This window comes from Mumia sp. Pv4-285 (genome assembly GCF_041320275.1).
In the GTDB taxonomy this organism is placed as follows: domain Bacteria; phylum Actinomycetota; class Actinomycetes; order Propionibacteriales; family Nocardioidaceae; genus Mumia; species Mumia qirimensis.
Genome location: NZ_CP162023.1, coordinates 494,631 through 514,661 on the forward strand (window position 1 = coordinate 494,631; position 20,031 = coordinate 514,661).

24 protein-coding genes are annotated in these 20,031 nt (G+C 71.8%); 17 read left to right on the top strand and 7 right to left on the bottom strand.

The genetic code is table 11. From position 1 onward, the window contains the following. Positions 1-58: 58 nt before the first annotated feature. From purD to purB, 4 genes are read left to right on the top strand one after another with little or no spacing between them, the layout of a single operon-like run. On the top strand, positions 59-1,321 hold the full coding sequence (gene purD / locus AB3M34_RS02320; RefSeq protein WP_370617469.1) for a phosphoribosylamine--glycine ligase: 1,263 nt from the start codon (positions 59-61) through the stop codon (positions 1,319-1,321). 19 nt (positions 1,322-1,340) lie between these two features. Further along, on the top strand, positions 1,341-1,784 hold the full coding sequence (locus AB3M34_RS02325) for a nitroreductase family deazaflavin-dependent oxidoreductase (RefSeq protein ID WP_370617470.1): 444 nt from the start codon (positions 1,341-1,343) through the stop codon (positions 1,782-1,784). A gap of 9 nt (positions 1,785-1,793) precedes the next feature. After that, positions 1,794-2,225 carry a nitroreductase family deazaflavin-dependent oxidoreductase gene (locus AB3M34_RS02330; RefSeq protein WP_370617471.1) on the top strand — a complete coding sequence of 144 codons (432 nt, stop codon included), beginning with the start codon at positions 1,794-1,796 and terminating at the stop codon, positions 2,223-2,225. A 38-nt stretch (positions 2,226-2,263) separates the two neighbouring features. Continuing rightward, entirely contained in the window at positions 2,264-3,694 is a 1,431-nt protein-coding gene (purB, locus tag AB3M34_RS02335) for an adenylosuccinate lyase (protein WP_370617472.1), read from the top strand. 4 nt (positions 3,695-3,698) lie between these two features. On the opposite strand, the gene AB3M34_RS02340 is transcribed toward purB, so the two are convergent. After that, positions 3,699-4,379 carry a zf-HC2 domain-containing protein gene (locus AB3M34_RS02340; RefSeq protein WP_370617473.1) on the bottom strand — a complete coding sequence of 227 codons (681 nt, stop codon included), beginning with the start codon at positions 4,377-4,379 and terminating at the stop codon, positions 3,699-3,701. Next, positions 4,376-4,903, bottom strand: a complete 528-nt coding sequence (locus AB3M34_RS02345) for a sigma-70 family RNA polymerase sigma factor (protein WP_370617474.1) — start codon at positions 4,901-4,903, stop codon at positions 4,376-4,378. The genes AB3M34_RS02340 and AB3M34_RS02345 overlap by 4 nt, the downstream gene beginning before the upstream one ends. Positions 4,904-5,108: 205 nt before the next feature. Between AB3M34_RS02345 and AB3M34_RS02350 the strand changes: the two genes are divergently transcribed. Further along, positions 5,109-5,618, top strand: coding sequence for a hypothetical protein (locus AB3M34_RS02350; RefSeq protein WP_370617475.1), 510 nt, complete (start codon positions 5,109-5,111; stop codon positions 5,616-5,618). Positions 5,619-5,702: 84 nt separating this feature from the next. Here AB3M34_RS02350 and AB3M34_RS02355 read toward each other — a convergent pair whose 3' ends face one another. Together AB3M34_RS02355 and AB3M34_RS02360 are read right to left on the bottom strand one after the other, a co-directional pair. Then, complete coding sequence (locus AB3M34_RS02355; RefSeq protein ID WP_370617476.1) at positions 5,703-6,509, bottom strand: ABC transporter permease; 807 nt, start codon at positions 6,507-6,509, stop codon at positions 5,703-5,705. Next, a complete protein-coding gene (locus tag AB3M34_RS02360; protein ID WP_370617477.1) occupies positions 6,506-7,519 on the bottom strand; it encodes an ABC transporter ATP-binding protein in 1,014 nt (337 codons plus the stop codon). Before AB3M34_RS02360 ends, AB3M34_RS02355 begins: the two co-directional genes overlap by 4 nt. Before the next feature lie 62 nt (positions 7,520-7,581). On the opposite strand from AB3M34_RS02360, the gene AB3M34_RS02365 reads away from it, so the two are divergent. Beyond that, on the top strand, positions 7,582-8,544 hold the full coding sequence (locus AB3M34_RS02365; RefSeq protein ID WP_370617478.1) for a helix-turn-helix transcriptional regulator: 963 nt from the start codon (positions 7,582-7,584) through the stop codon (positions 8,542-8,544). Here the strand turns inward: AB3M34_RS02365 and AB3M34_RS02370 are convergent. Together AB3M34_RS02370 and AB3M34_RS02375 are read right to left on the bottom strand one after the other, a co-directional pair. Then, complete coding sequence (locus AB3M34_RS02370; RefSeq protein WP_370617479.1) at positions 8,541-10,079, bottom strand: DUF6297 family protein; 1,539 nt, start codon at positions 10,077-10,079, stop codon at positions 8,541-8,543. The two genes, AB3M34_RS02365 and AB3M34_RS02370, sit on opposite strands and share 4 nt — an antisense overlap. Continuing rightward, on the bottom strand, positions 10,076-10,717 hold the full coding sequence (locus AB3M34_RS02375) for an ABC transporter ATP-binding protein (protein ID WP_370617480.1): 642 nt from the start codon (positions 10,715-10,717) through the stop codon (positions 10,076-10,078). The genes AB3M34_RS02370 and AB3M34_RS02375 overlap by 4 nt, the downstream gene beginning before the upstream one ends. 113 nt (positions 10,718-10,830) lie before the next feature. Here AB3M34_RS02375 and AB3M34_RS02380 point away from each other — a divergent pair, with 113 nt between their 5' ends. Next, a complete protein-coding gene (locus AB3M34_RS02380) occupies positions 10,831-11,970 on the top strand; it encodes a serine hydrolase domain-containing protein (protein ID WP_370617481.1) in 1,140 nt (379 codons plus the stop codon). Positions 11,971-11,973: 3 nt separating this feature from the next. Here AB3M34_RS02380 and AB3M34_RS02385 read toward each other — a convergent pair whose 3' ends face one another. Next, positions 11,974-12,408, bottom strand: coding sequence for a MarR family winged helix-turn-helix transcriptional regulator (locus AB3M34_RS02385; RefSeq protein WP_370617482.1), 435 nt, complete (start codon positions 12,406-12,408; stop codon positions 11,974-11,976). Positions 12,409-12,480: 72 nt separating this feature from the next. On the opposite strand from AB3M34_RS02385, the gene AB3M34_RS02390 reads away from it, so the two are divergent. From AB3M34_RS02390 to AB3M34_RS02435, 10 genes are all read left to right on the top strand, one after another. Continuing rightward, positions 12,481-13,350 (top strand): phosphoribosylaminoimidazolesuccinocarboxamide synthase, encoded by an 870-nt coding sequence (locus tag AB3M34_RS02390; protein ID WP_370617483.1) that lies wholly within the window; start codon positions 12,481-12,483, stop codon positions 13,348-13,350. 172 nt (positions 13,351-13,522) lie between these two features. Beyond that, on the top strand, positions 13,523-15,073 hold the full coding sequence (locus AB3M34_RS02395; protein WP_370617484.1) for a long-chain-fatty-acid--CoA ligase: 1,551 nt from the start codon (positions 13,523-13,525) through the stop codon (positions 15,071-15,073). Positions 15,074-15,147: 74 nt separating this feature from the next. After that, a complete protein-coding gene (gene purS / locus AB3M34_RS02400) occupies positions 15,148-15,420 on the top strand; it encodes a phosphoribosylformylglycinamidine synthase subunit PurS (protein ID WP_370617485.1) in 273 nt (90 codons plus the stop codon). Beyond that, entirely contained in the window at positions 15,417-16,085 is a 669-nt protein-coding gene (gene purQ / locus AB3M34_RS02405; RefSeq protein WP_370617486.1) for a phosphoribosylformylglycinamidine synthase subunit PurQ, read from the top strand. The genes purS and purQ overlap by 4 nt, the downstream gene beginning before the upstream one ends. 34 nt (positions 16,086-16,119) lie before the next feature. Further along, the gene (locus AB3M34_RS02410) at positions 16,120-16,416 is read left to right on the top strand and encodes a GNAT family N-acetyltransferase (protein ID WP_370617487.1); all 297 of its coding nucleotides are present in this window, start codon (positions 16,120-16,122) and stop codon (positions 16,414-16,416) included. A gap of 208 nt (positions 16,417-16,624) precedes the next feature. Next, the gene (locus AB3M34_RS02415) at positions 16,625-16,924 is read left to right on the top strand and encodes a hypothetical protein (protein WP_370617488.1); all 300 of its coding nucleotides are present in this window, start codon (positions 16,625-16,627) and stop codon (positions 16,922-16,924) included. Further along, positions 16,921-17,412, top strand: a complete 492-nt coding sequence (locus AB3M34_RS02420) for a hypothetical protein (RefSeq protein ID WP_370617489.1) — start codon at positions 16,921-16,923, stop codon at positions 17,410-17,412. The genes AB3M34_RS02415 and AB3M34_RS02420 overlap by 4 nt, the downstream gene beginning before the upstream one ends. A gap of 63 nt (positions 17,413-17,475) precedes the next feature. Beyond that, positions 17,476-18,696, top strand: a complete 1,221-nt coding sequence (locus AB3M34_RS02425; RefSeq protein WP_370617490.1) for an Nramp family divalent metal transporter — start codon at positions 17,476-17,478, stop codon at positions 18,694-18,696. 45 nt (positions 18,697-18,741) lie between these two features. Further along, positions 18,742-19,158, top strand: coding sequence for a VOC family protein (locus tag AB3M34_RS02430; RefSeq protein ID WP_370617491.1), 417 nt, complete (start codon positions 18,742-18,744; stop codon positions 19,156-19,158). A 23-nt stretch (positions 19,159-19,181) separates the two neighbouring features. After that, entirely contained in the window at positions 19,182-20,027 is an 846-nt protein-coding gene (locus tag AB3M34_RS02435) for a siderophore-interacting protein (protein ID WP_370617492.1), read from the top strand. Positions 20,028-20,031 lie beyond the last annotated feature (4 nt).

The window sequence follows — 20,031 nt, forward strand, 5'->3', positions numbered from 1 at the left end:
CCCGCGCCCGATGCCTCGGCAGCGGGTCGGTCGTATCGGACGACTAGGGTGGGGGCCCGTGAAGACCCTCGTCATCGGCACCGGCGGCCGAGAGCACGCCCTCGCGCTCGCCCTCTCCCGCGATCCCTCCGTCACCGAGGTGCACGCCGCACCCGGCAACCCTGGCATCGCGCAGGTCGCCAGCCTGCACGACGTGGACCCGCTCGACGGCGTCGCGGTCGCCGATCTCGCCGCTGCCCTCGGCGTCGACCTCGTGGTCGTGGGCCCGGAGGCGCCGTTGGTCGCGGGTGTCGCGGACGCGGTCCGGGACCGCGGCATCGCGGTCTTCGGCCCGTCCGGCGAGGCCGCCCGGCTCGAGGGGTCGAAGGCGTTCGCCAAGCAGGTGATGGCGGCCGCGGAGGTGCCGACCGCGATGGCTCACGTCTGCACCACCCCCGACGAGGTCGTCGCTGCGCTCGACGCGTTCGGGCCGCCGTACGTCGTCAAGGACGACGGGCTCGCCGCCGGCAAGGGTGTCGTCGTCACCGACGACCGGCAGGCGGCGATCGACCATGCGGCCGGGTGCGAGCGGGTCGTGATCGAGGAGTACCTCGACGGGCCCGAGGTCTCGCTCTTCGCGCTGTGCAGCTGGAGCGAGGACGGCGGTGCGACCGTCGTGCCGCTGCAGCCCGCGCAGGACTTCAAGCGTGCCTACGACGACGACGCCGGACCGAACACCGGCGGCATGGGCGCGTACACGCCGCTGCCGTGGGCCCCGGACGACCTCGTCGAGGAGGTCCGCGATCGGGTGCTCCAGCCGACGGTCGACACGATGGCGCAGCGCGGCACGCCGTTCACCGGGCTCCTGTACGCCGGGCTCGCGCTGACGTCGCGCGGCCTCAAGGTGGTCGAGTTCAACGCGCGGTTCGGTGACCCGGAGACCCAGGCGCTGATGGCGCTGCTCGAGTCACCGATCGGCATCCTCCTGCAGACCGCCGCGACCGGCGACCTCGGCCGTCTCCCCGCACCGGTGTGGCGCGACGGTGCAGCGGTCACCGTCGTGGTCGCCGCCGAGGGCTATCCGGTCTCGCCGCGCAAGGGCGACGTGATCCGGGGGGTCGACGAGGCCGACGCCGTGGACGGGGTCGACGTGATCCACGCCGGGACCGCCCGCAACGCCGACGGCCAGCTGGTCACGGCGGGCGGTCGGGTCCTCACAGTGACGGCGGCGGGCACCGACCTCGCCGAGGCCCGCCGACGCGCGTACGAGGCCGTCGACCTGATCCACATCGACGGAGGATTCTCACGGCGCGACATCGCGGCGAAGGCAGCCGGGGCCTGAGCGTCCTAGGGTGATCGGCATGCCGATCACCGGAGAGTACGAGCCGAGCGCCTGGAAGATGTCGCGCGACCAGGTCGCCGGGTACGAGGCGTCCGGCGGGCGCACGCACCACACGATCGTAGGCAAGCCCGTCGTGATCGTGACCTACCGCGGTCACAGGACCGGCCTGGTGCGCAAGACGCCGGTCATGCGGGTCGAGCACGAGGGCGAGTACGCGGTGGTGGCGTCGATCGGCGGGCGCCCGGACAACCCGCAGTGGTACGCGAGCATCGTCGCGGACCCGCACGTGATGCTCCAGGACGGACCCGAGCCGCGCGACTACGTGGCGCGTGAGGTGCAAGGAGACGAGAAGGCGCTGTGGTGGGCGCGCGCGGTGGAGGCGTACCCGTCGTACGCCGACTACCAGAAGAAGACCTCGCGCGAGATCCCGGTCTTCGTGCTGACAGCGGCCGACGGTGCTTGACTGAGGAGCATGCCAGTCACCGGAGAGTACGAGCCGAGCCCCTCGGCGCGCGTGCGCAAGCACGTCGAGGAGATGGAGACGACGGGCGAGCCGACGAACACGCCGCTGGGCCTGCCGATCGTGATCATGACCTTCCAGAGCCGCAGACCCGGCAAGGTCCACAAGATCGCGGTGATGAAGGTCGAGCACGACGGCGCTTACGCGCTGGTCGCGTCGAAGGGCGGCGCGCCGCAGCACCCCTCCTGGTACCACGCACTCACCCAGCATCCTGAGATCGACCTCCAGGACGGTACGGAGAAGCACGCCCTGCGGATCCGGGAGATCCACGGCGCCGAGCGGTCGGAGTGGTGGGACCGTGCCGTCGAGGCGTACCCGCCGTACGCGGAGTACCAGACCAAGACCGACCGCGAGATCCCGATCCTGCTCGGCGAGCCGATCTAGACCCGGCGCCACGGAGCCGATCTGGGCGACCTGGGACAATGGGGCATGTGACGACTCCGAATGTGCTCGCGCTCCGCTACGCCTCGCCCGAGATGGTCCGCATCTGGTCCCCCGAGCACAAGATCGTGCTCGAGCGGCGACTCTGGATCGCCGTGATGGAGGCGCAGCGTGATCTCGGCATCGAGACGCCCGACGGCGTGATCGAGGCGTACGAGGCCGTCGTCGACCAGGTCGACCTGGAGTCGATCGCCGCTCGCGAGCGCGTCACGCGCCACGACGTGAAGGCGCGCATCGAGGAGTTCAACGCCCTCGCCGGCCACGAGCACATCCACAAGGGCATGACGTCGCGCGACCTCACCGAGAACGTCGAGCAGCTCCAGGTCCGCTCGTCGCTCGCGCTCGTGCGCGACCGCGCGGTGGCTGCCCTCGTGCGGCTGGCCGCGCGGGCGTCGGAGTACGAGGCGCTCGTGATGGCGGGGCGCAGCCACAACGTGCCGGCTCAGACCACGACTCTCGGCAAGCGGTTCGCGACCGTCGCCGACGAGATGCTCGTCGGAGTGCAGCGGATCGAAGAGCTGGTCGCCCGCTACCCGATGCGCGGCATCAAGGGCCCGGTGGGGACGGCGCAGGACCAGCTCGACCTGCTCGGTGGCGACCGTGAGGCGCTGGCCTCGCTCGAGCAGCGCGTCGCGGACCACCTCGGCTTCGACAACGTGCTCACCAGCGTCGGCCAGGTGTACCCGCGCTCGCTCGACTTCGACGCCCTGAGTGCGCTCGTCCAGCTCGCCGCCGCGCCGTCGAACCTCGCGACGACGGTCCGGCTGATGGCGGGCAACGAGCTGGTCACCGAGGGCTTCAAGCCCGGCCAGGTGGGCTCGTCGGCGATGCCGCACAAGATGAACTCGCGCTCGTGCGAGCGGGTCAACGGGTTCGCCGTCGTGCTGCGCGGCTACCTGTCGATGATCGGAGAGCTGGCGGGCGACCAGTGGAACGAGGGTGACGTCTCGGACTCCGTCGTACGCCGCGTGGCGCTGCCGGACGCGTTCTACGCCGCCGACGGCCTGTTCGAGACGTTCTTGACGGTGCTCGACGAGTTCGGAGCGTTCCCGGCGGTGGTGCAGCGCGAGCTCGACCGGTACCTGCCGTTCCTGGCCACGACGAAGGTCCTGATGGCCGCCGTCCGTCACGGGGTCGGCCGCGAGTCGGCGCACGAGGCGATCAAGGAGCACGCCGTCGGCGTCGCGCTCGAGATGCGCGAGAAGGGCGCCAGCGAGAACGACCTGTTCGCCCGCCTCGCCGCCGATGCACGGCTCGGTCTGACCGAGGCCGACCTCCGGGCGCTGGTGGCCGAGCCGCTGTCCTTCACCGGTGCGGCGGTGCCGCAGGTCGAGTCGGTCGTCGCGCAGGTCGAGGAGCTGGCCGCCCGTCACCCGCAGGCCGCGGCGTACAGTCCCGGCGACATCCTCTGACCGGCTAGTCGCGGTCCAGCCGCAGGATCGCCGCGCCGCCGGGTCGTACGACCTCGATGACCTCGATCCGGTCCTCGGGCAGCGCCACACCGGTGCGGAACGTCATCTCCTGCCCCGGCGCGATCGACCAGGAACCCACCGCGTACGCCCGCCCGTCCGTGTCGACGACCCGCAGGCCGTACGTCCGCGCTTCACCGCCACCCGCGTATCCGCCGTAGCGGCAGTCCAGCACGATCTGCGTGCCCCACTCCTTTTCGTCCAGCGTCGCCGCCGCCGAGACGGGCACGTCCACGAGGGAGGTCAGCGGGGCCTCGGCGACGGACTCGGAGGTCCGGTCTCCGCTCGACGGCGTGTCCGTCGGCCATGCCGCGACGACGACGGTGACCGCGCAAGCCGCCACCGCCGCCGCGGCACCCCCGAGAACCCGTCGCCGCCGACGCCGCTCCGCACGGGCCCGCCCCACCAGGCCGGGGAGCAGCGTCTCGGGCAGGGGCACATCTGCCGCGTGGTCGCCGACGTCCACCGCGGCCGTACCGGCGAGCGCCGCCGCGACCGGCTGCACGGAGGCGACGCGAGCCCGGCAGTCCGCGCACGAGCCGAGGTGCCGCTCGAAGGCCCCGCGCTCGGCGTCGTCCAGCAGGCCGAGCACGTAGGCGGCGTCGCTGGTCGCGTACGGGTCGCTCATCGCGCTCCTCCTGCGTCCTCGATCGCGCGCCGCAGGGCGTGCAGCGCATGGTGGGTGCGGGACTTCACCGTGCCTTCCGGGATACCGAGCCGCCGCGCGGCCTGGGCGACCGAGGCGCCCCGGTAGTAGCTCTCCAGCAAGACCTCCCTGTGGTCGCGCGACAACGTCCGCAGCGCGTCGATGACGAGCTGGCGGTCCAACGCCCGCTCTGCCGGGTCGTCTCCGACAGCCTCCTCGGGAACGTCGGCGGCCACCACCTCGTGCCGGTGCGCGGCGGAGCGTCGCTGGTCCACGACCAGGTGCCGAGCGACCGTGAACAGCCACGGGCGAGGTGAGCCGCCTGAGGGGTCGAGGACCTCGGGATGCCGCCAGGCCCGGAGGAGGGTCTCCTGGACGACGTCCTGGGCACGGGAGCGGTCGCCGTCGAGGAGGTGCACCGTGTACGACCACAGCGCGGCGGCGTGCTCGTCGTGCAGCGCGCGCAGCAGCGCCTCGTCCGCGGCGGCCGTGGTCGAGGGGCTCACGACCCTGCCCCCACGACGCCAGTCATGAGCCGCGACCCCTCCGACGCAGCACCGGCTCCGCCGACGGCGGTGCGGCGGCGGCGCTCGCGCGAGGCGGGGTCACGCATGTCCATGACACGAGGCCGGGACCTTCCCGGTTCACTCGATTGTGCGTCCGACGAGGGACTCACGTGAACCGTGAAGCCTCCGCTCTCGTGTCAGGGGTATGAGAGTCGTACGACAGGTGGTCGGTGCCGTCGCCGCGCTGGTGCTTCTGGCGGGGTGCGGTTCGGACGACGACGGGGATGCGTCCGGCCCTCCGCCGACCGAGGCCGACGGGGCGGCCGCGGTATCGACTCACGAGTCGGAGGGGACGACGTACCTGGTCGACGGGGACGGGCGCGCCCTCTATCTGTGGGTTGCCGACACCGGGTCGGAGTCGACCTGCAGCGGCGCGTGCGCCGGTGCGTGGCCGCCGCTGCTCACCGAGGGCGACCCGAAGGCGGAGGACGACGCGGAGCAGGGTGCGCTCGGGACTGCCGCGCGTGCCGACGGCGGGACGCAGGTGACCTACGACGGCCATCCGCTCTACTACTACGTCGAGGACGAGGGTGAGAGCGTCGCAGGCCAGGGGAGCGACGGGTTCGGAGCGAAGTGGTGGCTGGTCGATCCGTCCGGCGACGCGATCACCACCGACGTCGGCGGGGGTACGGACCCGGGCGGCGGGGGCTACTGACGTGAACTGAGACGTTGCGTATCGACATCGCAGCCATCCTGTGGGCGCGATGTCGATACGCAACGTCGACGTTCGGGTCCTGCGTCAGCTGCTGGCGCGCATCGCCCGCGCCCCGACGAGCAGGCCCACGACGCAGGTGAGAGCGGCCGCGGCTGCTCCCGCGACGGCGTCGCCGTCCCACGTGCCCGCGATCAGCGCGCGCTCGGCGTCGACGACGTAGGTCAGCGGGTTCACCTTCGACAGCGCCTCGAGCCAGCCCGGTGCCCCCTGCAGCGGCAGCAGGATGCCGGCGAGGAGCATCAGCGGGAACAGCAGCGTCTGCTGCACTCCCCAGAACGCCCACTGGTTCTCCTTGACGGCGAGCGCGAGGGCGTACGACAGCGCGCCGAGACCCACGCAGAACACCGAGAGGACCACGAGTCCTGCGACGAGTCCGGCGACGTCGGGACGGAACCCGAACGGCACGGCCACGCCGACGATGACCAGCGCCTGGACGATCGTCGGGACGATCTCCTTGAGGGCACGACCGACCATCAGCGAGGAGCGGGAGAGCGGGCTGACGAGCGTGCGCTCGTGCGACCCGGTCTGCATCTCGAACTGCAGGTTGGCGCCGGTCGTCGACGTGCCGAAGAGCGCCAGCATGACGATCACGCCGGGGACGAACCACTGGAGCGTGTCGGCGGTCGACTGCCCGCTCGACGCGACCAGCAGCGGGGTGAACAGCCCGAGGAAGAACAACGGCTGGATGATGCCGAAGATGACCGAGAACGGGTCCCGGACCACAGGGCGCAGCTCGCGCGTGAAGACGAGCGCGATGTCGTGCACCTGGCCCGTCGCGCGGCTGGACGTGGGCGTGCTCTGACCGGTGGGGTGAGTGTCGACGGCGCTCATGCCGCCACCTCCTCGAGGGTGTCGGAGTCGGACTGGGGGCTGGTGTGGGCCTTGCCTTCGCGCAGGCTCCGGCCGGTGAGGGAGAGGAAGACGTCGTCGAGCGTCGGGCGCGCCACCTCGACGGTCGCCGGCGTGACCCCGGCCTGGGCGTAGTCGCCGAGCAGGCTCGCGACGATCCCCGAGCCGCCGGCGACCTGGATGTCGACCGCCCGGGAGGTGTGCGCGACCTGCGCCGTCGGGTGGGCGGCGGCGGCGCGCTCGGCCGCTCGTGCGGCATCTGTCGGATCGTCGAACGTGAGAGCGATCCGGTCGCCGGCGTGGTTCGCCTTCAGCGCGGCCGGGGTGTCGTCGGCGACGACCCGGCCGTTGTCGACGACCACGATGCGCTCGGCCAGCGCGTCGGCCTCGTCGAGGTAGTGCGTGGTCAGCACGACGGTCGCGCCGTGCTGACGACGCAGGTCGAGGATGTGCTCCTGGAGGTTGGCGCGGTTCTGGGGGTCGAGCCCGGTCGACGGCTCGTCGAGGAACAGCAGGCCCGGGGCGTGGATCAGCCCCATCGCGATGTCGAGCCGGCGTCGTTGCCCGCCCGAGAGAGTCATGACCTTCTGCGTCGCCTGGTCGGTGAGGCCGAGCGACTCCATCAGCTCGGCCGCCCGAGCGCGTGCCTCGGCGCGCGGCAGGCCGTACGACTGTCCGCTGACGACGAGCTCGTCGACGGCCCGCTGGGTGTGGGCGGCGCTGTTGCCCTGGCCGATGTAGCCGATCGCACGGCGTACGGCGCGCTGGTCGGTCACGACGTCGTGACCGGCCACCCGCGCGCTGCCCGCAGTGGGCGCGAGCAGCGTCGTGAGCATGCGCAGGGTGGTCGACTTGCCGGCGCCGTTGGGGCCGAGCAACGCGACCATCTCGCCCTGGGCGATGTGGAGGTCGAGGTCCTTGACCGCGGTGACGGTCTTCTTGCCGGTGTGGAACTCCTTGGTGAGTCCGTGCGTCTCGATCATGGTGTCCATGGGTCTACGTTCTCGTGGCTTCCGGTCAGGTTCTGTCCTGATTGGTCACTTACCCTGAGAACATGGCTGGATCGAGTGAACGCATGCTGCGGCTGCTGTCGTTGCTGCAGACGCACCGCTACTGGACGGGCCCCGAGCTCGCCGACAAGCTCGACGTCAGTGAGCGCACCCTGCGGCGCGACGTCGATCGGTTGCGGGGACTCGGCTACCCCGTGGACGCGACGCGAGGAGCTGCCGGGGGCTACCAGCTCCAGGCCGGCGCCTCCCTGCCGCCGCTGCTGATCGGCGACGACGAGGCGGTCGCGATCGCGGTCGGGCTGCAGGCCTCGGCGGGCACGGGCGCGAGCGCGTTCGACGACGCCGCCGTCCGTGCCCTCAGCAAGATCGTGCAGGTGATGCCCCCGCGGCTGCGGCGCCGTGTGAAGGCGCTGCAGGACTACACGGACCGCGGCCCGATGTACGGCGGTCCGGCCGTCGACGCAGTGCTGCTGTCGGTCCTCGCCCAGACGTGCCGCGACGACGAACGCCTCGAGCTCGTCTACCACCGTGCCGACGGCGAGCGCGGGCGTCGGACGGTCGAGCCGCACCGGCTCGTCTCTCGCGGTCGCCGCTGGTACCTGGTCGCGTACGACCTCGGTCGCGGCGACTGGCGTACGTTCCGCGTCGACCGCATGTCCGAGCCGCGGGCCACAGGTGTGCGGTTCCGTCAGCGGGAGCTGCCGGCGCCGGACGCGGCGACGTTCGTGAGCGAGAAGATCGCCGCGCTCCGGCCGGCGATCGACGTGGCGTTCACCGTCCACGCGCCGGCGGCGCAGGTGAAGCAGGCCGTTCGCCGGTGGGGGACGGTCGAGGCCGACGGCGACGAGCGTTCGCGCGTCACGATGACCGTCGACACGTTCGACTGGGTCGTCTTCGTCCTCGCCTCGGTCGGTGCCTCGTACGAGCAGGTCGAGCCGCCGGAGCTGGCGGAGCACCTGCGGCGGACGGGGGCTCTGCTCGCGGGGGCGACGACCGGCGCGGCCTAGGAGGCGCGCCGCTTCGCCTCGGTCGCCTCCTGCAGGCGCTCCGCGTACGGCCGGGTGTCGCCGACCGCGGCGATCGCCCGCCACAGGGACCACGCGGCGATCAGCACCGCGACAGCGATCGACCAGCCCGCGCCGGCGCCGAGGGTCAGCGCGAGCGAGCCGAGGACCGCCGCATCGGGACCGCGGACGATGCCGACGATCGCGCCCGGTGGCAGTGCGCCCATCGGGCTGGTGACCAGCGGGCCGTCGAACCGCGGGGGCGCCGACGCCGCGGACCGGACGATGCCGCTCCAGATCGCCAGCGCGATCACGACACCCGTCACGGTCGAGCCGCTGGGAAGGAGCACGGTCACGACCGTCGCCCAGAGAGCGGCCACGACGCCGCCCGGGACGGAGAGCCCGACCAGGATCGCGAGGTCGTCGATCCCGAGCGCGCGCCGCAGGCCCGGCGAGCGCCAGGCGATCCTGAGGGACGCCGCGGTCCACCGGGTGGCCGCGTAGCCAGCGAGCGCCGCGAGCAGGACCGCGAGGGTCCCGAGGCCGGTGGCAGCGCCGATCAGCACCACGACCGCAGCGCCCGCCAGTCCGAGGAGCCGTCGCGGGGACCGAGCCAGTCTGATCGCCTCGCGCGCCACGACTGCCGCGAACCCGCTCCCAAAGCCGCGCCGCGAACGTCGTGCGCCCATCAGGCGGAAGCGGCGGGCGGTGAGCACCTCGCCGACCAGCGACACGTCGAGCCCGTACGCCGCGCCCGACAGGCCGGCGACCAACGCACCACCCGGCTCCACGTCGGCCCGGCGCAGCCTGCCGACCCGGGGTGTCGCCAGCGCCACGGCCACGAGCCCGGCGACGACCAGACCGATCGCAGCGACCCCGGTGAGCGACCCACCGACCTGCAGGTCCCACGAGAGTCCGGCCGCCACGGCGGCCGCGAGGGCGACCGCCGCCGCGAGCAGCGCATCGCCGGTCATGGACACGGCACGACGAGCGCCGGGGTGCGGCTGGGCGGCGGTCGCGAGCGCGGTGGTGAGCATCCCCGCTCCCAACCCGCCGACGAGCACGGCCACGACCGTCGCGGGCGGTGACGTCGTCCCGGTCATCGCCACGCCGGGCAGCGCCACGCAGACCGCGGCGGCGACGCCGACGGCGCCCGCGTACCGACGACGCAGGAGGCCGCCGCGGGCGACGGGTGTCGAGAGGACCCACTGTGCGGACGCGCTGTCGCTGACGACGGGTCCGATCGAGGCGAGCGCGTGGAGGACGGCGCCGATCGTGCCGAGGGCCACCACCGCGGGCAGCTCCTCGCGCACGACCCCGCACCCGGCGGTCGGGCAGCCGAGCAGCTCGTGGTGCACCTGGGCGAGTGCGGCACCGACGACGACGCCGAGCATCAGGAGGGTGAAGATCGCGACGTACGCGTCCTCGGCGACCTGGAGCCAGGTGCGGTTGGCGTGCGCCCGGCGCGCGTGAGTCAGCCGGCGGCGCAGCGCCCGCGGAGACGGGACGTTCGAGGCCGTGGTCGCGGCGGCACTCACGCGTGCATCTCGAGAACGTCGTCACCGACGGCGGAGGCGAGGTCCGGGTCGTGGGTGGCCATCACGATCGCCGCACCGGCGCGCTTGTCGGCGAGCAGCCGCTCGGCCAGCCACGCCTGTCCGTCGGTGTCGAGGCGCTGCTCCGGCTCGTCGAGGACCAGCAGCCGGTAGGGGCGGACGAACGCCGTCGCCAGGGCGAGCCGCTGCCGCTGGCCGGACGACAGCGTGCCGGGGAACTGGTCGCGTACGGAGGCGATGCCCACCGCCTCCAGCACCTCGTCCGCCTGCTCGGCCGGCCGGCCGTGCGCGCGGGCGAGGAGGTCGAGGTGCTCCAGGACTGTGAGGTCGGGGAAGAAGGCGAGGTCGCCGAGGACGGCAGCGACGTCGGCGCGGAAGCGCGGGTCGGACTCGTCGACGGGGCGGCCGTCGTACGTGACCGTGCCGGAGGTCGGCCGCTCACCGACGAGGCACCGCAGCAGGGTCGTCTTGCCCGATCCGTTCGGTCCGCGCAGCACCAGGCAGCGGCCCGCACGGACGTGGAAGGTGAGGTCGTCGAAGACGACGTGGTGCCCGTAGGCGTGCTCGAGGTCCTTGACCGAGACCAGCGACGGGGGCGTCTTCTTCGACGTGCGGCTCACCGCGTCAGTCTGCCACCGCGGTACGAACGGTCTGGCGGGTGCGTGCCCTCGACACCTCCGTCGCCGGATGACAAGGTGAGCGGACGCTTAGTCCGAATCTCCTGAGGAGTCCGATGGCCGAGATCCACGGCACCTACGACGACCGCTTCCAGCCGCTGGTCGACGAGCTCGCCCGACGCATCGACGCGGGGGACGAGGTCGGGGCATCGCTGGCTGTCGTCCAGGACGGCAGCACCGTCGTCGACGTCTGGGGCGGGCACGTGGACGTCGCACGGACGACCCCGTGGGCCGAGGACACGATCACGCACGTGTGGTCGTGCACCAAGACGGTGACCGCCCTCGCGGCACTGGTCCTGCACGACCGCGGGCTGATCGACGTCCACGAGAAGGTCGCAGAGTACTGGCCGGAGTTCGCCGCGAACGGCAAGGCCGACGTCGAGGTGCGCCACCTCCTCGCCCACACCTCCGGTGTCGCCGGCATGGACCAGCCCTGCACCGTCGAGGACCTGTACGACGCGCAGGCCGCGGTCGCACGGTTCGCCGCGCAGGCGCCGTGGTGGGAGCCGGGCACGGCGTCGGGCTACCACGCGATCAACTACGGGCACCTCGTCGGCGAGGTCGTGCGCCGCGTCACCGGGTCGACGCTGACCGAGTTCGTCGCGTCGGAGATCGCCGGGCCGCTCGGCGCCGACTTCACGATCGGGCTGCGGCGCGAGGCGTACGACCGGGTGAGCCCGATCATCGCGCCGACCGGCGTCGAGATGCCGCCGGGCGTCCAGCCGGGCCCGCTCGCGATGCGGACGCTCGGCGGGCCGGCCCTGCACGCGAGCATGGCGCTGACCGACGAGTGGCGCGCGGCCGAGATCGGCGGCGCCAACGGGCACGGCAACGCACGGTCGCTCGCGCGGATCCAGTCCGCGATCACGCACGACGGCGTCGTCGACGGGCACAAGCTGCTCAGCCCCGAGACGATCGACCTGATCTTCGACGAGCAGGTCGCGGGTCCCGACCTCGTGCTGGGGGCGCCGCTGCGGTGGGGCATCGGCTACGCCCTGGTCGACCCGGCCACCCAGCCGTACCTGCCCGAGGGTCGCATCTGCCACTGGGGTGGCTGGGGCGGCTCGTACGTGGTCAACGACCTCGACCGTCGCATGACCGCGACCTACGCGATGAACCGGATGGGCAACGGGCTCCTCGGCTCGCACCGCGGTGCGGGCTACCTGCGCGCGCTCTACGCCGTCGTCGACGCCTGAGCCTCAGGCGCCGAGGAGCGCGCGCAGGAGGCGTACGAGATCGTCGCGCTCGGCCGCGGAGAGCGTCGTGGTCGCGTCCGCCTGCGCGTCGGCGATCACCGTGTCGAGGGCCTCGAGCCGATCGCGTCCGGCGCGCGTCGCTGCGATGCGGTTGCGCCTCCGGTCGTCGGGGTCGGGCTCGCGCAGCACCAGCCCGTCTGCCTCCAGCGTGTCGAGGAGCCTGACCATGTCGCCGCGGTCGAGCCCGACGGTGTCACTGAGCGCCGCCTGGCTGAGCGGTCCGCGCTCGTCGAGCGCGGCGAGGACCGAGTAGTGGCTCCGGTGAGCGCCGACTCCGCGGAGCGCGTCGGTGACGACGCGACCCGTGGCGGCCGCGGCCTGGGCCAGCAACCAGCTCGGCAGCGCGGTCACCCGCTGCGGGGCACGGTCGATCTCCATGGGAGGAGGCTACGACCAAGCGTGGGTCCACTCGCTCCTCCACCGGCCGGCGGCGGCGTCTAGGCTGACCAGGTGACCGCCCCGTACGTCGTCCCCGGAGCCACCCACGTCTACTCCGGCAAGGTCCGTGACCTGTACGACCTGCCGAACGGCAACCTCCTCATGGTCGCCAGCGACCGGATCTCCGCGTACGACCACGCGCTCGACCCGCCGATCCCCGACAAGGGCGAGATCCTCACCCGCATGTCGCTGTGGTGGTTCGACCAGCTGAGCGACGTCGCTCCCCACCACGTCGTCTCGACCGACGTCCCCGACGTCGTCGCAGGGCGTGGCATCGAGGTCGAGCGGCTCGAGATGATCCAGGTCGAGTGCATCGCGCGCGGCTACCTGACCGGGTCGGGTCTGATCGACTACCGGGACACGGGCGTCGTCTCGGGCATCGCGCTCCCCGACGGCCTGACCGACGGCTCGCGGCTGCCCGAGCCGATCTTCACTCCGAGCACCAAGGCCGCGTACGGCGGTCACGACGAGCCCATCTCGTACGCCCAGGTGGCTGAGCAGGTCGGCGACGCGCTGGCCTCGAGGCTGCGCGACCTGACGCTCGCCGTGTACGCACGCGGAGAGGCGATCGCCCGCGAGAAGGGCATCATCGTCGCCGACACCAAGATCGAGATCGGCGTGCGCCCGGACGGCACCCTGCTGCTGGCCGACGAGCTGCTGACTCCGGACTCGTCGCGGTTCTGGCCGGCCGACCAGTGGGAGCCCGGTCACGCGCAGCCGTCGTACGACAAGCAGTTCGTCCGCAACTGGCTGACCTCGCCGGAGTCGGGCTGGGACCGCGCGTCGGACACGCCGCCTCCCCGCCTGCCCGACGACATCGTCGAGAAGACGCGGGCGCGCTACCTCGAGGCGTACGAGACACTCACCGGCGAGCGCTTCTAGCCGCTGCCGGACTCGCTTGCACCCCCTGCGGCCCCGGGCCGACAGGAATTTCACCCCTGTGCGATGCGCGTCACGTGTGCCGTGTCACTCTTGGGGGACCGTACTCGCCGGTAGCCCTGCTCCCGCGCCGTACGTGATCCCCGTGACCGGAAACCCTGACAGGAGCACTGCGGTGAGCAACCTGGCCTCCCTTCTCGAGAACTCTGCGGCGAAGTACCCCGAGCGGACCGCCATCGTCTTCGGTGACAAGCGGCTGACCTATCCCCAGGTCGACGCTGCTGCGAACCAGGTCGCGAACCTCCTCGCGTCCCGCGGGATCGGCCACGGCGACAAGGTTGCTCTCGCCTGCCCGAACATCCCGTACTTCTCGGTCGTCTACTACGGCATCCTCAAGGCGGGTGCGACCGTCGTCCCGCTCAACATCCTGCTCAAGGGCCGCGAGGTCGCCTACCACCTCGACGACTCCGACGCCCGCGCGCTCTTCGCGTTCCAGGGCACTCCGGACCTGCCGATCGGCCAGGAGACGTGGGATGGCTTCAACGCCACCGACGGCTGCGAGCACTACTTCCTCATCACCGCCGACCCGACCGCGCCGTCGCCTATCGAGGGTGCCGAGACCTTCGCGGCCGCAGTGAGCAACCAGCCGCCGACGCACGAGACGGTCCAGACCGACGACTCCGACACGGCCGTGATCCTCTACACCAGCGGGACGACGGGTCAGCCGAAGGGCGCCGAGCTGACGCACTCGAACATGCTCAGCAACGCGCTCGTCGGCGACCGTCTCTTCGGTGCGGACGCCGAGCACCCCGACACGTACCTGTGCGTGCTGCCGCTGTTCCACTCCTTCGGGCAGACGGTGATCCAGAACGGCGCGTTCGCCTTCGCCGGCACCGTCGTCATGCTGCCGCGGTTCGAGGCCGACGCGGCGCTCCAGCTCCTCGTGAACGAGAAGGTCACCTACTTCGCCGGCGTGCCGACGATGTACTGGGGCCTGCTCGGCGCCCTCGAGAGCAGCGGCGTCGACGCGCACCAGATCGCGGACAACCTGCGCGTCGCCGCAGCGGGCGGGTCGTCGCTGCCGGTCGAGATCATCCGCGAGTTCAAGGCCCGCTTCGGCGTCGACATCCGCGAGGGCTACGGCCTCTCGGAGACGTCGCCGGTGGCGAGCTTCGCGCCGCGCGGCGCTGAGCCTCGTCCGGGCTCGATCGGTACGCCGATCCCGGACGTCGAGATGAAGCTCATCGACCCGGAGTGGAACGAGGTCACCGAGCTGGGCGAGATCGGTGAGATCGCGATCAAGGGCCCGAACATCATGAAGGGCTACTACAACCGCCCGGAGGCGACCGCCGAGGTCATCAAGGACGGCTGGTTCCGTTCGGGCGACCTCGGGCGCAAGGACGAGGACGGCTACTACTACATCGTCGACCGCGCCAAGGACATGATCATCCGCGGCGGCTTCAACGTGTACCCGCGCGAGCTCGAAGAGGTCCTGATGACGCACCCGGCGGTCTCGCTGGTCGCAGTCATCGGTGTGCCCCACGACAGCCACGGCGAGGAGGTCAAGGCCGTCGTCATCAAGAACGCCGGTGACGAGACCACCGAGGAAGAGCTGGTCGCGTGGGCCAAGGAGCAGATGGCGGCGTACAAGTACCCGCGCGTCGTCGAGTTCCGTGACGCGCTCCCCATGACGAGCACCGGCAAGATCCTCAAGCGCGAGCTGTAGGACGTACGGTCGGGATTCCGGCGGCAGGTAGACTTTCCGCCGGAATCCCGTCCCGCCTCCCAAGGAGTGCCATCGTGGCTCGTGTCGTCGTCGACGTCATGCCCAAGCCGGAGATCCTCGACCCCCAGGGCAAGGCCGTGCACGGCGCTCTCGACCGCCTCGGCTTCGGCGGGGTGGCCGACGTCCGCCAGGGCAAGCGGTTCGAGCTCCAGGTCGAGGGCGAGATCACCGAGGAGCGGCTCGCCGAGATCCGCAACATCGCCGAGACCCTCCTCTCCAACCCCGTGATCGAGGACTACGCGGTCCGCATCGAGGAGTCGGTCGGCGTCGAGGGCGGCGCAGCGTGAAGGTCGGCGTCGTCACCTTCCCGGGCTCGCTCGACGATGTCGACGCCCAGCGCGCGGTGCGCCTCGCCGGCGCCGAGCCGGTGGCGCTCTGGCACGGTGACCACGACCTCCGCTCCGTCGACGCCGTCGTCCTGCCGGGCGGCTTCTCGTACGGCGACTACCTCCGCTGCGGCGCGATCGCGCGCTTCGCTCCGGTGATGACCGAGGTCGTCGCCGCAGCGCACGGCGGCATGCCCGTCCTCGGCATCTGCAACGGGTTCCAGATCCTCTGCGAGTCCCACCTGCTGCCCGGTGCGCTGATCCGCAACGACCACCGCAAGTTCGTGTGCCGCGACCAGCGGCTGCGCATCGACAACGCGGCGACCGCCTGGACGAGCGACTACCAGGCCGGCGACGAGATCGTCGTCCCGCTCAAGAACGGCGAGGGCGGCTTCGTCGCCGACGAGTTCACCCTCGACCTCCTGGAGGGCGAGGGCCGCGTGGTCGCCCGCTACCTCGACGACAACCCCAACGGCTCGCTGCGCGACATCGCGGGCATCACCAACGAGCGCGGCAACGTGGTCGGCCTCATGCCGCACCCCGAGCACGCGGTCGAGGACCTCTGCGGTCCCGGCACCGATGGTCTCGGCTTCTTCACGTCGGTGCTCAGCGCCCTCGTGAAGTAGTCGCGGCTCACCAGCCTCGTACGAAGGAGCCCCCATGACCGAGTCCGTGGTCGACGTCCACGAGAACACCGACGAGCAGCGGTACGACCTGATGGTCGACGGCGACCTCGGCGGCACCATCGTCTACCGCGACCCGCGGCCTGGCGTGCGCCAGCTCGTGCACACCGAGGTACGCCCCGAGCTCGGCGGTCGGGGGCTCTCCGGGGTGGTCGCCAAGGCGGCCCTCGACGACATCCGTACGAAGGGCTGGAAGGTCGTCCCGACCTGCCCGTACGTCGCCTCGTACATCGACAAGCACCCCGAGTACGCGGAGCTCGTCGTCGACCGCTGAGCGCCGCTGCGTGCTCGAGTAGCGCACCTCGCCCGTTGGGGTGAGGATCGAGAGACCCCCGGCTCGATGTCTCTCGGCAGCAGGGGTTCGCTCGATGGTCGCAAAGCTCGTGACGTGGTCGATCACCGCATCGGCCGTGGCTGCACTCAGTCTCGTCGGGGGCGCGGGGAAGGGGCCGGCGGATGACCCAGCGGAGACCCTTGAACGCATGCTGGTGGCGATCGGGAGCGCCGACTACACGGCGGCCTGCGAGATGACCGCCGTCGACGGCGTCCCCGTGGAGTCCGACGCCGGTGAAGAGTGCGCCGAGAGGTTGCGGGTCTTCGCGGAGGGCATGAGCCCTTCCGCGCTCGGACAGCTGCGCGGTGTCGAGGTCGCCTCGGTCCGCGCCTCCGGAGAGACGGTCGAGATCCCCGGGACACGTGTCGCGGGGGCTCCGCAGTCGTACCAGCAGTCGGTCTTCGAGCTCGTGCGGCTGGACGGCCTGTGGTACGTGGTGGGGACATGAGCGCCCACGCAGGGCCCGGGCGCCAACGCCGAGGCACTCTGCCCGTCGTGGTCGCGCTGGTCGTCGTCGGTCTCGCCGCGGCACTCCTGTCGCTGACCACCAGCACGGGATCGTCCGGTCTCCCGGTGAGCCCGGTGTCCGCGGCCGCCCAGAGCTGGAGGACGTCGCCGTCGGAGACACTCGAGCGGATGCTGAAGGCGTTGGGTACGGGTGACGTGGCCGCGGCCTGCAGCGTCGCGGCGCCCGACGGGTTCCCGATCAGGACGGACGGGGCGCAGCGGCGGTGCCGGCGCGAGCTCCGAGCCGACCTCGACGACCTGGAGCCGCGTGTTCTCGAGGCCTACCGCGACGTGGAGGTCCGGGGTGCCGAGATCGAGGGCAACAGCGCCACCGTGCGACCTCATCAGATCGCCGACGCGCCGATCACGATGGTCAACGCCGTCTTCGTGCTGGTGGAGGCGGGGGGATCCTGGTACGTGGTCGTCTGACCGGTGCAGCGGCGCGCTGACGCGGGTTCCCGGCCCGGCGCCCGATGGTCCATGCTGGTGGGCGTGTTCGTCCGTGCGCCCCGCCTGCCTCGCAGCGCCGGCCTGCTCGGACCCGCGTTCGTCGCCGCCATCGCGTACGTCGATCCCGGCAACGTCGCCACGAACGTCACGGCGGGCGCGACCTTCGGCTACACCCTGGTCTGGGTGGTCGTGCTCGCGAACGCGATGGCGGTGGTCGTCCAGTACCTGTCGGCCAAGCTCGGGATCGTGACCGGGCAGTCGCTCGCCACCCACATGGGTGCGACGCTGCCCAAGCCGGCCCGGATCGCCTACTGGCTGCAGGCAGAGGCGGTGGCGATCGCGACCGACGTCGCCGAGGTCGTCGGTGGCGCGGTGGCGCTCTACCTGCTCTTCGACCTCCCGCTCGTCCCCGGGGCGCTCGTCACGGTCGCGGTCTCGATGGTCGTGCTGCGCGTGGGGGACCGCTTCGGTCAGACCGTGCTCGAGCGGGTGGTGATCGGCTTCCTGCTGCTCATCGCCGTCGGCTTCACCGCAGGCCTGTTCGTGGCTCCACCGGACCCGGCCGCGGTCGCGCACGGTCTCGTCCCGCAGTTCGCGGGGACGGAGAGCGTCCTGCTGTCGTCAGCGATCATCGGCGCGACCGTCATGCCGCACGTGATCTACCTGCACTCGGGGCTGACCGCGGGACGCCTCGGTGAGCGCGGCGTCCGCCGGTCGATCGCCGACCTGCTGGCGGCGACGCGGGTCGACGTCGTCATCGCGCTCGTGGTCGCCGGCACCCTGAACCTCGCGCTGCTGCTGACTGCTGCCTCGAGCCTCGCGGGGCTCGAGGGCACCGACACGCTCGCCGGTGTGCACGCTCTCATGGTGTCCGAGCTCGGCGCCGGCGTGGCGCTGCTCTTCGCGGTCGCCCTGCTCGGGTCCGGGCTCGCGTCGACGTCGGTGGGCTGCGCCGCCGGGGCCGAGGTCATGCAGGGACTCCTGCGGGCTCGCGTACCTGTCCTCGTACGCCGCGTCGTGACCGTGATCCCAGCCCTGGTGGTCCTCATCCTCGGGATCGAGCCGTCCCGCGCGCTGGTCGCGTCGCAGGTGGTCCTGTCGGTCGGCATCCCGTTCGCGCTCGTGCCGCTGCTCTGGCTCACCGCCCGGCGGTCGGTGATGGGCGACGACGTGAACCGGCCGCTCACGACCGCGCTCGCGGCGGCCATCGCGGGCGTCGTCATCGCGCTCAACGGCGCGCTGCTGGTGCTGACGTTCTCCTGATCGCGATCCGTCCCCGCGTCACCGGGCGGGCCTAGGGTGGGCGCCATGGACCAACGCATCAGCTTCGTGACGCTCGCCGTCGACGACGTCGCCCGCAGCCGGGCGTTCTTCGTGGACGGTCTCGGCTGGGAGGAGAGCCTGTACGCCCCGGGGGAGGTGCTCATGATCGCCGTCGGTGAGCGCCTGGTGCTGTCCCTGTGGGACCGCGCCGCGTTCGAGGCCGAGGTCGGGCCTGTCCGCTCGGGGGCCGGCTTCGCGCCGTTGACCCTCGCTCACAACGTGGCGAGCCCCGAGGAGGTCGACGCGGTGCTCTCCGAGGCGGCCGAGGCGGGTGCCACCGTGCGGACGCCGGGCTCGCAGCGCGAGTGGGGCGGCTACAGCGGCTACTTCGTCGATCCCGACGGCTTCGCCTGGGAGGTCGCCTTCAACCCGGGTCCGATCGGTGCCTCCGTCCTGCCTTGACGGCTCAGTTAGGGTTGCCTGATATGAGCACTACGACGCAGCCCCCGACGTCCACGGCGAAGGCGCGTCGCACGCCGATCAAGTTCGAGGTCGTGGCCAGCGAGCGGCTCACGCGCCACATGCAACGCGTCGTGCTCTCCAGCCACCAGTTCGACGAGTTCGCCCGGAAGTTCGGCGGGTTCACCGACTCCTACGTGAAGCTGGTGTTCCTCGCCGACGGATTCGACTACCCCGACCCGCTCGACCTCGACTTCGTGCGTGAGTCCTACCCCCGCGAGGCACAGCCCGTGGTCCGCACCTACACGCTGCGGGCGATCGACCACGTGCACAGCCGCATCACCATCGACTTCGTCGTCCACGGAGACACCGGGGTCGCCGGCCCGTGGGCCAAGCGCGCGAAGGTCGGCGACGTGATCCACGTGAACGGCCCGGGCGGCGCCTACGCCCCCGACCCGGCCGCACCGTGGCATCTGCTGGCGGGCGACGAGGCCGCGCTGCCCGCCGTGCTGGCCGCCCTCGAGAGCATGCCTGCCGGCGCGCGCGTGCACGCGTTCGTCGAGGTCGACGGTCCTGAGGACGAGCAGCCGGTGGTGTCGGAGGCCGACGTCACGATGACCTGGCTCCACCGCGACGGTGCGCACGCCGGTTCGACGACGCTGATCGCCGACGCGATCCGCTCGCTCGACTGGCTGCCCGGCGAGCCGCACGTTTTCGTCCACGGCGAGTCGGGGCTGCTCAAGCAGCTCCGCTCCTATCTCCTCAAGGAGCGCGGCGTCTCGCGGGACCGGCTCTCGCTCTCCGGATACTGGCGCCGCGGTGAGACCGAGGAGGGCTTCCGCGCCTGGAAGACCGAGCAGCCGCCGGCGTAGCCGC

Coding starts and splice junctions, on each gene's coding strand:
- AB3M34_RS02325 (WP_370617470.1), top strand. CDS start 1,341: ATGCCGATCACCGGAGAGTACGAGCCGAGCGCCTGGAAGATGTCGCGC.
- AB3M34_RS02330 (WP_370617471.1), top strand. CDS start 1,794: ATGCCAGTCACCGGAGAGTACGAGCCGAGCCCCTCGGCGCGCGTGCGC.
- purB (WP_370617472.1), top strand. CDS start 2,264: ATGGGGCATGTGACGACTCCGAATGTGCTCGCGCTCCGCTACGCCTCG.
- AB3M34_RS02340 (WP_370617473.1), bottom strand. CDS start 4,379: ATGAGCGACCCGTACGCGACCAGCGACGCCGCCTACGTGCTCGGCCTG.
- AB3M34_RS02350 (WP_370617475.1), top strand. CDS start 5,109: ATGAGAGTCGTACGACAGGTGGTCGGTGCCGTCGCCGCGCTGGTGCTT.
- AB3M34_RS02355 (WP_370617476.1), bottom strand. CDS start 6,509: ATGAGCGCCGTCGACACTCACCCCACCGGTCAGAGCACGCCCACGTCC.
- AB3M34_RS02360 (WP_370617477.1), bottom strand. CDS start 7,519: ATGGACACCATGATCGAGACGCACGGACTCACCAAGGAGTTCCACACC.
- AB3M34_RS02365 (WP_370617478.1), top strand. CDS start 7,582: ATGGCTGGATCGAGTGAACGCATGCTGCGGCTGCTGTCGTTGCTGCAG.
- AB3M34_RS02380 (WP_370617481.1), top strand. CDS start 10,831: ATGGCCGAGATCCACGGCACCTACGACGACCGCTTCCAGCCGCTGGTC.
- AB3M34_RS02385 (WP_370617482.1), bottom strand. CDS start 12,408: ATGGAGATCGACCGTGCCCCGCAGCGGGTGACCGCGCTGCCGAGCTGG.
- AB3M34_RS02410 (WP_370617487.1), top strand. CDS start 16,120: ATGACCGAGTCCGTGGTCGACGTCCACGAGAACACCGACGAGCAGCGG.
- AB3M34_RS02415 (WP_370617488.1), top strand. CDS start 16,625: ATGCTGGTGGCGATCGGGAGCGCCGACTACACGGCGGCCTGCGAGATG.
- AB3M34_RS02420 (WP_370617489.1), top strand. CDS start 16,921: ATGAGCGCCCACGCAGGGCCCGGGCGCCAACGCCGAGGCACTCTGCCC.
- AB3M34_RS02430 (WP_370617491.1), top strand. CDS start 18,742: ATGGACCAACGCATCAGCTTCGTGACGCTCGCCGTCGACGACGTCGCC.
- AB3M34_RS02435 (WP_370617492.1), top strand. CDS start 19,182: ATGAGCACTACGACGCAGCCCCCGACGTCCACGGCGAAGGCGCGTCGC.